The sequence below is a fragment of the Floricoccus tropicus genome, from assembly GCF_001832905.1.
Lineage (GTDB): Bacteria > Bacillota > Bacilli > Lactobacillales > Streptococcaceae > Floricoccus > Floricoccus tropicus.
In genome coordinates this window covers 114,407-128,944 of sequence record NZ_MKIR01000004.1, presented here as the reverse complement: position 1 = coordinate 128,944, position 14,538 = coordinate 114,407, and the positions used below count along the sequence as shown (strand labels likewise).

Annotated in this window: 10 protein-coding genes and 1 pseudogene; 10 read left to right on the top strand and 1 reads right to left on the bottom strand. The window is 34.4% G+C overall.

Features of this window, described 5'->3' with window-relative positions:
• Nucleotides 1-53 precede the first annotated feature (53 nt).
• The 8 genes and pseudogenes from BG261_RS11735 to pknB form a co-directional block, all read left to right on the top strand.
• Nucleotides 54-1,166 (top strand): annotated as a pseudogene (locus BG261_RS11735) (PTS fructose transporter subunit IIC); the annotation flags it as partial.
• Nucleotides 1,167-1,421: 255 nt separating this feature from the next.
• Nucleotides 1,422-2,030, top strand: a complete 609-nt coding sequence (gmk, locus tag BG261_RS02885) for a guanylate kinase (protein WP_070791669.1) — start codon at nt 1,422-1,424, stop codon at nt 2,028-2,030.
• A gap of 26 nt (nt 2,031-2,056) precedes the next feature.
• The gene (gene rpoZ, locus BG261_RS02880) at nt 2,057-2,371 is read left to right on the top strand and encodes a DNA-directed RNA polymerase subunit omega (protein ID WP_070791668.1); all 315 of its coding nucleotides are present in this window, start codon (nt 2,057-2,059) and stop codon (nt 2,369-2,371) included.
• 72 nt (nt 2,372-2,443) lie between these two features.
• Nucleotides 2,444-4,813: a primosomal protein N' gene (locus BG261_RS02875; RefSeq protein WP_070791667.1), complete on the top strand. Its 2,370-nt coding sequence runs from the start codon at nt 2,444-2,446 to the stop codon at nt 4,811-4,813.
• A 13-nt stretch (nt 4,814-4,826) separates the two neighbouring features.
• Entirely contained in the window at nt 4,827-5,762 is a 936-nt protein-coding gene (gene fmt, locus BG261_RS02870; protein ID WP_070791666.1) for a methionyl-tRNA formyltransferase, read from the top strand.
• Complete coding sequence (gene rsmB, locus BG261_RS02865) at nt 5,749-7,065, top strand: 16S rRNA (cytosine(967)-C(5))-methyltransferase RsmB (protein ID WP_083318250.1); 1,317 nt, start codon at nt 5,749-5,751, stop codon at nt 7,063-7,065. Before fmt ends, rsmB begins: the two co-directional genes overlap by 14 nt.
• A gap of 27 nt (nt 7,066-7,092) precedes the next feature.
• On the top strand, nt 7,093-7,848 hold the full coding sequence (locus tag BG261_RS02860; RefSeq protein ID WP_070791664.1) for a Stp1/IreP family PP2C-type Ser/Thr phosphatase: 756 nt from the start codon (nt 7,093-7,095) through the stop codon (nt 7,846-7,848).
• The gene (gene pknB / locus BG261_RS02855) at nt 7,841-9,817 is read left to right on the top strand and encodes a Stk1 family PASTA domain-containing Ser/Thr kinase (protein ID WP_070791663.1); all 1,977 of its coding nucleotides are present in this window, start codon (nt 7,841-7,843) and stop codon (nt 9,815-9,817) included. Before BG261_RS02860 ends, pknB begins: the two co-directional genes overlap by 8 nt.
• Before the next feature lie 72 nt (nt 9,818-9,889).
• Here pknB and treR read toward each other — a convergent pair whose 3' ends face one another.
• Nucleotides 9,890-10,606 carry a trehalose operon repressor gene (gene treR, locus BG261_RS02850; RefSeq protein WP_070791662.1) on the bottom strand — a complete coding sequence of 239 codons (717 nt, stop codon included), beginning with the start codon at nt 10,604-10,606 and terminating at the stop codon, nt 9,890-9,892.
• Between the two features lie 140 nt (nt 10,607-10,746).
• Between treR and treP the strand changes: the two genes are divergently transcribed.
• Together treP and treC are read left to right on the top strand one after the other, a co-directional pair.
• Nucleotides 10,747-12,801, top strand: a complete 2,055-nt coding sequence (treP, locus tag BG261_RS02845; RefSeq protein WP_070791661.1) for a PTS system trehalose-specific EIIBC component — start codon at nt 10,747-10,749, stop codon at nt 12,799-12,801.
• Nucleotides 12,802-12,853: 52 nt separating this feature from the next.
• A complete protein-coding gene (gene treC, locus BG261_RS02840) occupies nt 12,854-14,467 on the top strand; it encodes an alpha,alpha-phosphotrehalase (RefSeq protein ID WP_070791660.1) in 1,614 nt (537 codons plus the stop codon).
• Nucleotides 14,468-14,538: the final 71 nt, after the last annotated feature.

The window sequence follows — 14,538 nt, the reverse complement described above, 5'->3', positions numbered from 1 at the left end:
ATGATTCGCTTCCTATCTATCATGGTAGTGGAGATGCTTCAGGAACTGGCGAAAGCGATGAAAAACTAAGCTTAGGTAAAGCATTCTACAAGCACTTAATGAGTGGTGTATCAGCAATGCTTCCATTTACAATCGGTGGTGGTATTGCTATCGCAATTGCCTTCTTAATTGATAACGCTATGGGAGTTCCAACAGATCAACTTGCTAATCTTGGTTCATATAATGAACTAGCAAGTATGTTCAAAAACATTGGTGGTGCAGCCTTTGGATTTATGCTTCCTGTATTAGCAGGATATATTGCTTATTCAATCGCTGAAAAACCAGGTCTTGTAGCAGGTTTTGTAGCAGGGGCAATGGCAAGTAATGGACTTGCACTTGGTAAAGTACCTTTTGCTAAAGGCGGAGATGCTACATTAAACCTTGCTGGAGTTCCATCAGGATTTCTTGGGGCATTAGTTGGTGGTTTCCTTGCTGGTGGAGTAATTATCTTACTTAAGAAATTATTAGCAGGTCTCCCAAGATCACTTGATGGTCTAAAATCAATTCTTCTTTACCCAGTATTTGGAGTAATTATTACAGGTTTCTTAATGCTTCTTGTAAATATTCCAATGAGTGGAATCAATGAAGGACTTAACAACTTCCTATCAAGCTTAAGTGGTTCATCAGCAATCCTAATGGGAGCATTGGTTGGTGGAATGATGGCAGTGGATATGGGTGGACCAGTTAATAAGGCAGCCTATGTATTTGGTACAGGAACATTAGCAGCAACAGTAACAAGCGGTGGTAGTGAAGTAATGGCAGCAGTTATGGCTGGTGGTATGGTTCCTCCTCTTGCAGTATTCGTTGCAACTCTATTATTCAAAGATAAATTCACTAAAGAAGAACGTGAATCAGGTCTTACAAACATTGTAATGGGACTTTCATTCATTACAGAAGGAGCAATTCCTTTTGGAGCAGCTGACCCAACACGTGCTATTCCTTCATTCGTTGCAGGTTCAGCACTAGCAGGAGCATTAGTTGGACTTTCAGGAATTAAATTAATGGCACCACACGGAGGAATCTTTGTAATTGCTCTTACAAGTAATCCATTCCTTTACCTACTTTATGTAGCAATCGGAGCAGTTGTTGGTGGAATTTTATTTGGTTTCTTACGTAAATCAAAATAATAATTAAAATTAACGAGGGAATTATTTCCTTCGTTTTTTATTTTTCTGAAAAAATTTATAAGTAAAAATATACATTAATTATTGTGAAAAATATTTCTTAAACAGCTTGATTCTGTTGAAACTGTTTGATATTACAGTTCTGTTACAGTTCTGATTTTTGCTATGAATTAAGTGTTATAATGAATTTATCTTATTTGAGATCAGCCAAAAAATTTTTTGGATAATAAAAGAATATTTTTTTCTAAGGAGATTAACATGCAGGAGCGTGGTTTATTAATTGTCTTTTCAGGTCCTTCGGGAGTTGGTAAAGGTACAGTTCGTAAAGAAATTTTTGAAGGACATGGTCATGATTTTGATTATTCAGTTTCAATGACAACACGTCCACAACGTCCAGGTGAAGTTGACGGAGTAGATTATTTTTTCAGAACACGTGAAGAGTTCGAAGAAATGATTAAAAATGGTCAAATGTTAGAATATGCTGAGTATGTGGGTAACTACTATGGAACTCCCCTTACTTATGTCAATGAAACACTTGATTCTGGTAAAGATGTATTTCTTGAAATTGAAGTTCAAGGAGCCTTACAAGTTAAGGAGAAAGTTCCAGATGGAGTATTTATCTTTTTAACACCGCCTGATCTTGATGAACTACGTGACAGAATCGTAGGTCGCGGAACAGATTCAATTGATGTAATTGATCAACGTATGGAAAAAGCTCGTGAAGAAATTAAATTAATGAGCGAATACGATTATGCTGTTGTAAATGATGAAGTATCTAAAGCAGCTGAAAGAGTTAAAAAAATTGTTGAGGCAGAACATTTCCGTGTTGACCGTGTAATCGGTAAATACCGCGCAATGATAGATTAATAAGGGATAAAATAGGAGAATATATTATGATGTTAAAACCGTCAATTGACAAACTTTTGGATAGAGTAGATTCTAAATACTCATTAGTAATTCTTGAAAGCAAACGTGCCCATGAATTAAATGATGGAGAGCCTTCAACAATGGGGTTTAAATCTGTAAAACCAACTCTTCAAGCACTTGAAGAAATTGAAGCAGGTACAGTTACAATCCATCCTTTCCCTGAAGAAAAACGTGAAGAAAAACTTCGTGCTATTCAAGAAGAAAAAGAACGTCAAGAAGAAGAAGAAAGAAAAATTAAAGAACGTATTGCAAAAGAGCAGGAAACTGAACCAGCTAAATAAGTTCTAAGATATATAGAATGAGATTGGGTTTTGTTTCCCAATCTCTAATTTTATTTAAGGAAAGGTGTTGTAATGAAAGCAGCTCAAGTTATTATTGATGTTCCCTTGATGCAGACGGACCATCCTTTTACATATTTGATACCTGACAATTTACAAGGTCTTATCCAAGCAGGAATGCGAGTTCATGTACCCTTTGGTCAAGGAAATCGTCTAGTTCAGGGGATAGTAGTAGAGCTTTCTGAAACGAACGATGATGAAAATCTAAAAGAAATTCGAGAAGTTCTAGACTTAGAACCAGTTTTAAATAAGGAGCAGTTGGAATTAGCTGATCATATGCGAAAGACTGTGTTTTCTTATAAGATAACATGTTTAAAAGCCATGCTTCCTAATCTTTTAAATTCGAATTATGACAAGATTGTCATGCCACTTGATCAAGAAACAAAAGATACATTTTTTGCAGGAAAAGAGAATTTGAAATTTTCTACTTTAACTGAAGATGAACAAGCGACCATCTTGAAATTGAAAAAAGAAGATAAAGTTTCTTTTGAATATGAGGCAAAGAGCCGAGAAAATAAAAAATATGAAACTTTTATTCAAGTTGATGATATAGAAAAATTAAAAGATTTCGAAATTCCTACAAGAGCTAAGAAAAAGCAAGAATTCAAAGAATTTTTGCTTGAAAAACCTGGTAAAAAGCAAGTTAAGGAAGTCAGAAAAAATTTCTCTAAATCAATAATTGACTTTTTCGTGGAAAACGGGATTGTAAAATTAGAGCATGTTGAACTTCGTCGCGCACAAGAGCATTTTGATAAGATTAAGGCAGATAAACCTTTAGTTCTAAATAAAGGACAAGAGAAAGCTTACCAAGCCGTTATAAACGGAACATCGGATAAACCTTTCTTACTTGAAGGAATAACTGGAAGTGGTAAGACAGAAGTATATTTGCAAATTATAGCCCACACCTTGAATGAAGGTAAGACAGCAATCATGCTAGTACCTGAAATTTCTCTTACTCCGCAAATTACCAATCGTTTCATTGCTCGTTTTGGTGATCAAGTAGCAATACTACATAGTAGATTGTCCGATGGAGAAAAATATGACGAATGGCGTAAAATTGAAAGTGGTCAGGCCAAGGTTGTTGTCGGAGCTCGTTCAGCAATTTTTGCACCTTTAGAAAATATTGGTACAATTATTATTGATGAGGAGCATGAATCAAGTTATAAGCAAGATTCTAATCCAAGATACCATGCAAGAGATATTGCTTTATTTAGGGCAGATTGGCATAAGGCTAAGTTGATAATGGGAAGTGCAACACCAAGTCTTGAGTCGCGAGCACGTGCTGAAAGAGGAGTCTATGAGTTTCTTGAACTTAAGGAGCGAGCAAATCCTTTGGCGCGTGTACCAAAAGTTGATATTATTGACTTTGGAAAAAATATGAATGAAAAATCGGCGAATTTTACTTTGCAGTTACTTGAAAAAATTCAAGAAAAGCTGGATAAGAATGAGCAGATTGTTCTAATGTTAAATCGTCGAGGATATTCAAGCTTTATTATGTGTCGTGACTGTGGATATGTGGAAGAATGTCCAAATTGTGATATTAGTTTGACCCTTCATATGGATACAAAGACTCTTGATTGTCATTATTGTGGTTTTCAAGAGGCTATCCCAAGTCGCTGTCCAAACTGCCAAAGCAAAAAATTTAGATATTACGGTTCAGGAACTCAAAAAATTGAGGAAGAACTAAATAATTTATTTCCTCAAGCTCGCATTTTGAGAATGGATGTTGACACAACTAAGAAAAAAGGTGCTCATGAGCAAATTCTTGATAAATTTGGGAATCATGAAGCAGATATTTTGTTAGGAACTCAGATGATAGCTAAAGGTTTGGATTTTCCCAACGTAACACTAGTTGGTGTTATAAATGCTGATACTGCTTTGAATTTACCTGATTTTCGATCAAGTGAAAGAACATTTCAACTTTTGACACAGGTGGCTGGACGTGCCGGGCGCGCCAATAAAGAGGGAGAAGTAATCATTCAAACCTTCAATCCAGAACACTATGCAATAAAATTAGCAGAACATCATGATTATGAGGCGTTTTATAAGCAAGAAATGCAATATAGAAGAACCTTGGCTTATCCACCATATTTCTATACAGTTCAAATTGTGGTTAGCCATAAGAACGAAGAGGAAGCAATCAAGAAAAGTTATGAAATAATGAGTCTTCTTGCTTCAAAAGTAACAGACAAAGCTAAGATCTTGGGGCCTACAGCTAAACCTATTGCTCGAACTCATAATATGTACCATTATCAAATACTCATTAAATATCGCTTTGAGGAAGAATTACAGATTGCCTTAAACCAAGTATTAGAAATGACACAGGATAAGAACAATAAAGGACTTCGCATTATAATCGATAGCGAGCCACAGAATTTTATTTAGGAGAATTAAACTAATGACAAAAATAATTTTTATGGGAACTCCTGATTTTTCAGTTCCTGTTTTAGATGGATTGATTGAGAAAGGCTATGAAGTTTTAGCCGTGGTTACACAACCAGATAGAGCAGTTGGAAGAAAAAAAGAAATTAAAATGACCCCTGTTAAAGAAGCAGCTCTTAAGCATGGTCTAAAAGTACTTCAACCTGAAAAACTAAGTAATAGCCCTGAACTTGATGATATAATTTCATTGGGTGCTGATTTGATTGTAACGGCAGCATTTGGTCAATTTCTACCTGAAAAACTTCTTAACTCTATTGATAAAGCAGTAAATGTTCACGCGAGCTTATTACCGAAATATCGTGGAGGTGCTCCTGTTCATTATTCAATCATCAATGGTGATGATAAAACAGGTGTGACTATCATGGAAATGGTTAAGAAGATGGACGCTGGAAATATTATCAGTCAAGTTGAAGTGGAAATTACAGAAGAAGATAATGTTGGGACAATGTTCCAAAAGCTAAGTTTAGCTGGACGTGACCTATTATTAGAAACTTTGCCAGCTTATCTATCTGGTGATATTACTCCTCAAGTACAAGATGAAGATTTAGTAACTTATAGTCCAAATATAACTCCTGAGGAAGAAAAAATTGACTGGAATAAATCAGCAAGACAAATATTTAACCAAATTCGTGGAATGTATCCATGGCCAGTTGCTCATACTTACTTGAATGAAAACCGTTTTAAAATTTACGAAGCAAAAGTATCAGATAAATCAGGGAAACCTGGTCAAATCGTAGAACGTACTAAAAATTCATTAGTGGTGGGTACTGGTGCGGGTGCAATTGAACTACTAACAGTTCAACCTGCTGGAAAACCAAAAATGAAAATAAATGATTTTCTAAATGGAGTAGGTCGTGACCTAAAAGAAGGAGATAAATTTGGGCAAGAATAATAATCCAAGAGACCTTGCATTAAATGTAATTAATCAAGTATTTAATGAAGAAGCCTATGCTAACATTGCACTCAATGATGCCCTTAAACAATCTAATTTAACTGCCTTAGATAAATCAATGGCTACAAATATAGTGTACGGAACTATAAGCCATAAAATGACTTTGGAGTGGTATTTAAAACCATTTATTAAAAAAACTAAAAAATGGGTTAAAAATTTATTGCTACTTTCGATTTATCAAATTGTATATATGGATAAAGTACCTGATAATGCAGTTGTTGATGAGGCAGTAAAAATTGCCAAACTTCAAGGTGATAAACGACTTTCGGGATTTGTAAACGGAGTATTACGTAATTTCATTCGTACAGAAAGAGCTGATTTCTCTCAAATTAAAAATGAAACTGAGAGACTTTCAATTCAATATAGTATGCCGACTTTTCTAATTAAAAAATTTACAAAGCAATATGGAAAAGAAAGAACACTTGCGATCCTTGAAAGTTTGGAAACTCCTAGTAAAAATAGCTTGAGAGTTAATACAAGTTTAATTGCCTTTGATAGTGAATTTGATAAGCTAGATGCAAGATTTACTGTTTTAAAAAGTAAAATAGCATCAACAGCTATTTTAGCTGATACAGGGAATTTTGCAGTTACTGATGACTTTAAGAATGGTTTAATTACCATTCAAGATGAATCAAGTCAGTTGGTTGCACCAGTAATGGAAATATCAGATTGCGATAAGATTCTTGATGCTTGCGCAGCCCCCGGTGGGAAAACTGTTCATATGGCTGAATATCTTAAGGATGGACATATTACAGCTTTAGATTTATATGATCATAAGTTGAAGCTAGTTAATGACAATGCTGAAAGACTAAAATTGTCAGATAAGATTACAACTGAAAAAATTGATGCAAGTAAAGCTTTCGAGAATTTTGGAGCAGAAGTTTTTGATAAGGCCTTGGTTGATGCACCTTGTAGTGGTATGGGACTTATTAGAAGAAAACCTGATATTAAATATCGTAAAGAGACTACTGATTTTCAAGGTTTGCAAGAAATTCAATTGTCTATTCTTGAAAATGTTGGAAAAACAATTAAAAAGAATGGTATAATGGTATACAGCACATGTACAATTTTTGATGAAGAAAATTTCCAAGTAGTGGAGAAATTTTTGGAACAAAATGATGATTTTGAACAAATATTAATAACTAATGAAAAAGTGGATATTGTTAAGGATGGATGTATTATGCTTACTCCCGAACTTTATCATACTGATGGTTTCTTTATTGCGAAGTTTAGAAAAAAATAAACCAATCAATATTCTGAAAGGATGGTTATGAAATTTACAGTACTTACAGATGTCGGCGTAAAGCGTGTTACTAACCAAGATTTCGCTGACGTATACTCAAATAAAGCAGGACAAAAGATTTTTATATTAGCAGATGGAATGGGTGGACATAAGGCTGGTAATGTTGCTAGTCGTCTTACTGTTGAAGATATTGGAAATCTATGGAAAGATACTGATTTTGACAACAGTAATTCTATAGAACAAATATCTACTTGGTTAACAGAGAAAATTTCACTTGAAAATCAAAATATTGCTGATTTAGGTAACTTAGATGATTATAAAGGAATGGGAACAACTCTTGAAGCAGTTATCATTCTTAATAATAAACTTATTTGTGGTCATGTTGGTGATAGCAGAACGCAAGTTATTAGAGGTGATCAATTAATAAAAATTACCAAAGATCATTCCCTAGTTCAAGAACTTGTCGATGCAGGAGAACTTACTCCTGAACAAGCAGAAAATCATCCAAATAAAAATATTGTTACTAAGAGTATAGGACAACAAACATTTTTAGAACCTGATATATATGTTTTCGATCTTGAAGAAAATGACTATGTACTTATCAGTAGTGATGGTTTGACTAATATGGTAAGTAACTCTGAAATTGTTGGAGTTATAAAAGGCTATGATACTCTGGAAAAGAAAGCAGAAACTCTGATTGAGCTTGCTAACACATATGGAGGATTAGACAATATCACTGTGACCCTAGTTCAGTATGAGAATGGAGGTCTTTCGAATGATTAGAGTAGGTAAAATGTTTGTAGAACGTTACATGGTTATTAAAGAAATTGGCCGTGGCGGAATGGCAAACGTCTACTTAGCTGAAGACAGATTTCTTGATAATCGTTTAGTAGCTATTAAAGTTTTGCGTTCAAATTTTGAAAATGATAGCATTGCTACTGCTAGATTTCAAAGAGAAGCCTATGCTATGTCAGAGCTTACACATCCAAATATTGTTGGAATTTCTGATGTAGGTGATATCGACAAGCAACAATATATTGTAATGGAATATGTAGCTGGAAAAACTTTAAAAGAATATATTAAAGAAAAAGGTCATCTTTCTAATGATGAGGCTATACATTTCACTAGTCAAATTTTGTCTGCTATGCAAATGGCACATGACAGAGGAATAATTCATCGCGATTTAAAACCACAAAATATTCTAGTTAGTGAAGAAGGAGATGCAAAAGTTACCGATTTTGGTATAGCTATGGCCTTTGCAGAGACTAGCTTAACTCAAACAAATAGTATGTTTGGAAGTGTTCACTATCTTTCACCTGAGCAGGCTCGTGGTTCAAAGGCAACTGTACAAAGTGACATTTATGCAATTGGTGTTGTTTTGTATGAGATGCTTGTAGGAGATGTGCCATTCGATGGTGATAGTGCGGTTACTATTGCTTTACAACATTTTCAAAAACCGCTTCCATCTATTAGAAAAGCAAATCCAGATGTTCCACAAGCATTAGAGAATGTTGCTATTAAAGCGACTGCAAAATCACTTGATGATCGTTATAAAAATGTATCTGAAATGCTTTCTGATCTTTCTACTTCGACTTCTTTAGATAGAAAAGATGAGCCAAAACTACTTTTTATTAAGGAAGACGAAGGTGCAACTAAGGTACTTCCGAAGGTAATAGTTGATAAGTCTGATACCGAAGATTTAGTTAAAAAAGTGAGTGCAGATACTTTAAAAGATGAACCTGAAAAAATCGAAATTCAAGAAAAAAAAGAGAAAAAAAATAAGAGAAAACTTATTATTGGTGCAATAGTTGCTACAGTACTGGCTTTAATAATAGGTTTAGTAATTGTTACCACACCTAAAGATGTACGAGTTCCTCAAGTAGGTGGTATGACTGTAGAAGAAGCAAAGGAAGAAATTAAAAAATCAGGTCTATCAGTAGGTAAAGTCACTGAGGAGATTAATAGTAGTATTGATAAGGATAAAGTAATTAGGACAAATCCAACAATAGGTACCTCAAAGAAAACTGGTTCTAAAATTGATATTTTTGTATCAATGGGTCCAAACGTTATTGAGCTTTCCAATTATGTTGGTCAATCTTATGACGATGCTGTATCAGATTTAGTGAAAAATTTTGGTATTTCAGAATCACAAATTGTTAAAAATGTCGTTACTGATGATAATTATGCTACCAATGAAATAATCAGTCAGGATCCTAAGAAGAATAAGTTCTTTGATAAGAGTTCTGATGATAAGATTACTTTCAAAGTAAGTGATGGTGGTAAAAATGCTACTATGCCTGATTTAATTAACAGCCCTCTTGAAAATGCAAAGGCAACACTTAATAATATGGGGGTTCCTTCGGCAAATATCAAGACCATTGTATCACAAGCTACAATTGATCCTAATAATCAACTAGAGCCTGTCGTCGACCAAAATATTACATCTGGCAGCTTATTTAACCCTAAAAAAGATAAGATAGTATTGTATTATTATACTTATGATCATGCCGCAGCAACAGCCGCTTCAGAAGCTCAAAAACAAAAAGAAGAGGAAGAGGCCAAGAAGGCTAAAGAGTCTAGCGAACAGGCTTCTCGCGATAAAGAAGCAAGTGATCAAGCATCGAAAGATAAAAGCTCTACTACTCATTCGTCACAAAAACAAGATAATGATGATAGTGATGACAGTAGCAAAGATGATACAATTGATAGCAGTGATACTAGCACTTCTGAGACAAAAAAAGATAATAATTAATAAAGCTTAAATCAATATAAAAATCGGATATTCTTCTGCATATATGATATGTAGATAAGAAATCCGATTTTTTTATATTTTTTGTCTTCTTGCAAATTCAGTAAATCTGAATTTATCAACTTGATGACGACTTTCAGTATATTGAAGTGGTGTAGTATCAGCAAGATATACATGACTTTTTACACTAACAACATGATGATCAATTTTTGCTAAATCTATATATTTGCGATCATCTTCGTTAATAAAGTCAATTGTTATTTCTTTATTTGCATAGGAAATAATAAGTCCCAACTCATCCTCTAAATATTCATAAAGAGAATCTTTCACTATATCTTCTGTTAAATCTGGTGCGAGATCATATAGAATATAATCCCGGTCTAAGACAGAATATTTTCCTTCGATTTTTCGTGCTCTTAATATATGCCAAGCATAAGAATCATTTGGAAGTAAGGTTAAGATATGAAGTTCATCATCAATTTTAACTTTTTCAAATTTCAATACTGTTGTTGAACTTTCAAAATCTAAACTTTCTTGAAGTTCCTTATAGCTTGTTAGACCAGAAATGGGAAAATTGAGTTTTTCTGATGAGATTACCAAACTGCCTTTGCCTTTTTGTTTTTGGATAAAACCTCTGCTTTCTAATATATTTAGAGCTTGTCTTATTGTAGCTCTGCTGGCTTCATAGTAGTCAGATAATTCCATTTCACTTGGAAGGAACTCCCCTTCATCATAAATTTTTTTTAATATTTTATTTTCTAAATCTTGAAAGATCAATTCGTATTTTTTCATATATATATTTTAGCAGAATTTTTGGAGAAAAAAATATTTTTTTAAATTTATTTGTAAACGGTTGCAAATGGAAAGTAAATAGTTTATAATTTTATTAACAACTTGTATGTACAGGTTAGAAAATTATTTAGGAGAATAAGATGGGAAAATTCGATCAAGAAGCTCGTGACCTACTCGTTGCTATAGGAGGCAAAGAGAACGTCGCAGCTGTAACTCACTGTGCGACTCGCATGCGATTTGTTTTGAATGATGATTCAAAAGCAGATGTTAAAGCAATTGAAAAAATTCCAGTGGTCAAAGGAACTTTTACAAATGCAGGCCAATTTCAAGTAATTATTGGTAATGATGTACCAATTTTTTATAAAGATTTTAGCCAAGTTTCAGGTATTGAAGGAGTTTCTAAGGAAGCTGCCAAAGCTCAAGCAAATAAAAATCAACCAATTGTTCAAAGATTGATTGCAACTTTGGCTGAAATCTTCACTCCATTATTACCAGCAATTATTGTAGGGGGACTAATTCTTGGTTTCCGTAACCTGCTTGAAGGTGTGCCAATTGAATCATTGGGACAAAAAATTATTGATGGAGTAGCAGCAACAAACGCTGATGGTTCAGCAATTTATAATTCAATTACTGATGTATCTCCATTTTGGAATGGTGTAAACTCATTCTTATGGTTACCAGCAGAGGCAATTTTCCACTTCTTACCAGTTGGTGTTGTTTGGAGTGTGGTTCGTAAATTCGGTGGAACTGAAATTCTCGGTATTGTACTAGGTATCACTTTAGTAAGTCCACAATTGTTAAATGCATACGCAGTAAATGCTGCACGTGCTGATGGAACTATTAAAGATTGGGTTTGGAATTTTGGTTCATTTCAAATTGAAAAGATTGGTTATCAGGCTCAGATAATACCAGCAATATTCACCGGTTTACTATTTGTTTTCTTAGAGAAACAGCTGCGAAAAGTAATACCAGAAGCCGTCGCAATGATTTTTGTTCCATTCTTCTCATTGTTACCAGCTATTATCGCAGCACATACAATCATTGGCCCAATCGGATGGAAAATCGGTCAAGGGCTTTCAACAATCGTTAACGCAGGACTTACAAGTTCAGTGAACTGGTTATTTGGATTAGTATTTGGTGCATTGTATGCTCCGCTAGTAATTACTGGATTACACCATACATTACTTGCTATTGACTATCAATTGATTGCAGACCTTGGTTATACAAACTTATGGCCTATGATCTGTTTATCAAATATTGCTCAAGGTGCGGCAGTTGCAGGAGTTATTCTTCTACACAAACGTACAATGAAGAGCCGTAAAGATGATCTTGAACGCGAAGAACAAATTTCAATTCCATCTCTTATCTCTGCTTGGCTGGGTGTTACAGAGCCTGCAATGTTTGGTATTAACCTTAAATATGTATATCCATTTGTAGCAGGTATGATTGGTTCAGGTCTAGCAGGCATGTTCTCAATTTTAACTGGTGTTCGTGCTAACTCTGTTGGGGTTGGAGGACTTCCAGGAATTCTTGCTATTCAACCAAATTCATGGATGAATTTCTTTATTGCAATGGTTATCGCAGTTGTAGTACCTTTCTTCATGATATTCGTACTTCGTAAAATTCCAGCACTTAACAAAGTTGATGGTGTTGTTGAAGAAATTGATAGCAATATCGCACGCGAAGAAGAAACAATCTCTACTATTCGTCAAACTGATGTATACCCACAAGAAGCATCTCTAGAAGTTAAGGTTCCATTATCTGGTAAAGTATTACCAATTACTGAAACCCCTGACCCAATGTTTGCCCAACGCTTAATAGGTGATGGTGCATTAATTGATCCTGATGAAGGTGTGCTAGTTGCTCCATTTGATGGAGTTGTACAAATGATTTTCCCAACTAATCATGCTATTGGTCTTGTATCAAAAGAAGGTGTGGAACTATTAATTCATATTGGATTAGATACAGTAAAACTTGATGGTAAACATTTCCAAGGTTTTGTTAAAGAAGGTCAAGAAGTTAAAACTGGTGACGAGTTAATTCGTTTTGATGTTAAAGCTATTAAAGAAGCTGGTTATGTAACAATGACACCAATCATTGTAACTAATCAGGACAGCTTCCAAGTAGACGACGTTAAGACAAGTGGACAAGCAATTTTAGGTGAAGAACTATTCACTGCAACATCTATAAAATAAAAAATAGGGCTGAATATAGCCCTACTTTTGTATTTAAGAGAAAGGAAATAATATGACGTTTAAAGACAAAGTAATTTATCAAATCTACCCAAAATCGTATTTAGATACTACAGGTTCTGGTGTGGGTGATTTGCAAGGAATCATTCAAAAATTAGATTATCTTCAAGACCTAGGTGTGGATATGCTTTGGCTCAATCCAATCTATCCGAGTCCTCAGTACGATAACGGCTATGACATTGCAGACTATGTAGCAATTAATCCAGATTTTGGGACAATGGATGATTTTGAAGAGTTGGTAGCAGAGGCTAAAAAACGTAATATCGATATCATGCTTGATATGGTACTTAACCATGTATCAACTCATCATGAATGGTTTCAAAAGGCACTTGCAGGAGATAAATACTATCAAGATTTCTTTATCCTAAGAGATGAACCAACTGACTGGGTTAGTAAATTTGGTGGGAATGCCTGGGCACCATTCGGTGATACGGGAAAATACTATTTACATTTGTTTGATATTACACAAGCCGATCTTAATTGGCGTAATCCTAATGTACGTAAAGAATTGTATGATGTAGTTAATTTCTGGCGTGCAAAAGGTGTGCATGGATTCCGTTTTGATGTAATTAATTTGATTGGTAAAGATCAAGCATTAAAAAATAATTCAAATAATGATGGTAAACCAGAATATACTGATAAGCCAATTACCCATGAATATTTACGCGATCTAAATCTGACAACATTTGGTCAGGATCCAGAAAGTATTACTGTTGGTGAAATGTCTTCAACAACTATTGAAAACTGTATATTATATACTCGTCCAGATCGTCATGAATTATCTATGGCATTTAACTTCCATCATCTTAAAGTTGACTATGAAAATGGACAAAAGTGGACTACAAAATCTTTTGACTTTGAAGAACTGAAAAATCTTTTCCATACTTGGGGAGAAGAGATGTCAGAAGGAGATGGTTGGAATGCACTATTTTGGAATAATCACGACCAACCTCGTGCACTTAATCGCTTTGTAGATGTGAAAAATTTCCGGGTTAAAGGTGCAACAATGCTTGCGGCAGCTATCCATTTAAGCCGAGGTACTCCATATATTTATATGGGAGAAGAGATTGGAATGGTTGACCCTGATTTTGATTCAATGGAAGATTATGTTGATGTTGAATCAATCAATGCATATCGTATTATGACTGAAGAAGATGGTAAATCAGCTACAGATGCCTTCAAGACAATTCAAGCAAAATCACGTGATAATTCTCGTACACCTATGCAATGGGATGAAACAGCAAATGCAGGTTTCTCAACTGGGACACCGTGGTTAGCAACTGGAAATCATTTTGATATCAATGTTGAGGCTGATAAAGAAGGCGAAATTCTTAACTTCTATAAGGATTTAATCAAGTTGAGAAAAGATAAACCAATTATCTCAGAAGGAACTTATAAGGCCGCCTTAAAAGATAGTCCTAATGTATATGCCTTCATTAGAGAATATGGAGATAAAAAATTATTTGTTGCAAATTCATTTGCAAATGAAGAAGTGGAGATTGAGTTACCAGAAGAATTTGTAGGTGGAGAAATCTTAACTAACAATTATGATGAATATGAAGCAGGAAAACTTGCTCCCTATCAATCAATTGCTATTTTCAGTAAATAAAAAATTAATCACACTAAGTCAGACAACTTAGTGTGATTTTCTATGAAAAATATGTTATTATAAAGTGATAA

Bases quoted from the DNA above. Each gene is read 5' to 3' on its own strand.
- gmk (WP_070791669.1), top strand. From the start codon at position 1,422: ATGCAGGAGCGTGGTTTATTAATTGTCTTTTCAGGTCCTTCGGGAGTT.
- rpoZ (WP_070791668.1), top strand. From the start codon at position 2,057: ATGATGTTAAAACCGTCAATTGACAAACTTTTGGATAGAGTAGATTCT.
- BG261_RS02875 (WP_070791667.1), top strand. From the start codon at position 2,444: ATGAAAGCAGCTCAAGTTATTATTGATGTTCCCTTGATGCAGACGGAC.
- fmt (WP_070791666.1), top strand. From the start codon at position 4,827: ATGACAAAAATAATTTTTATGGGAACTCCTGATTTTTCAGTTCCTGTT.
- BG261_RS02860 (WP_070791664.1), top strand. From the start codon at position 7,093: ATGAAATTTACAGTACTTACAGATGTCGGCGTAAAGCGTGTTACTAAC.
- pknB (WP_070791663.1), top strand. From the start codon at position 7,841: ATGATTAGAGTAGGTAAAATGTTTGTAGAACGTTACATGGTTATTAAA.
- treR (WP_070791662.1), bottom strand. From the start codon at position 10,606: ATGAAAAAATACGAATTGATCTTTCAAGATTTAGAAAATAAAATATTA.
- treP (WP_070791661.1), top strand. From the start codon at position 10,747: ATGGGAAAATTCGATCAAGAAGCTCGTGACCTACTCGTTGCTATAGGA.
- treC (WP_070791660.1), top strand. From the start codon at position 12,854: ATGACGTTTAAAGACAAAGTAATTTATCAAATCTACCCAAAATCGTAT.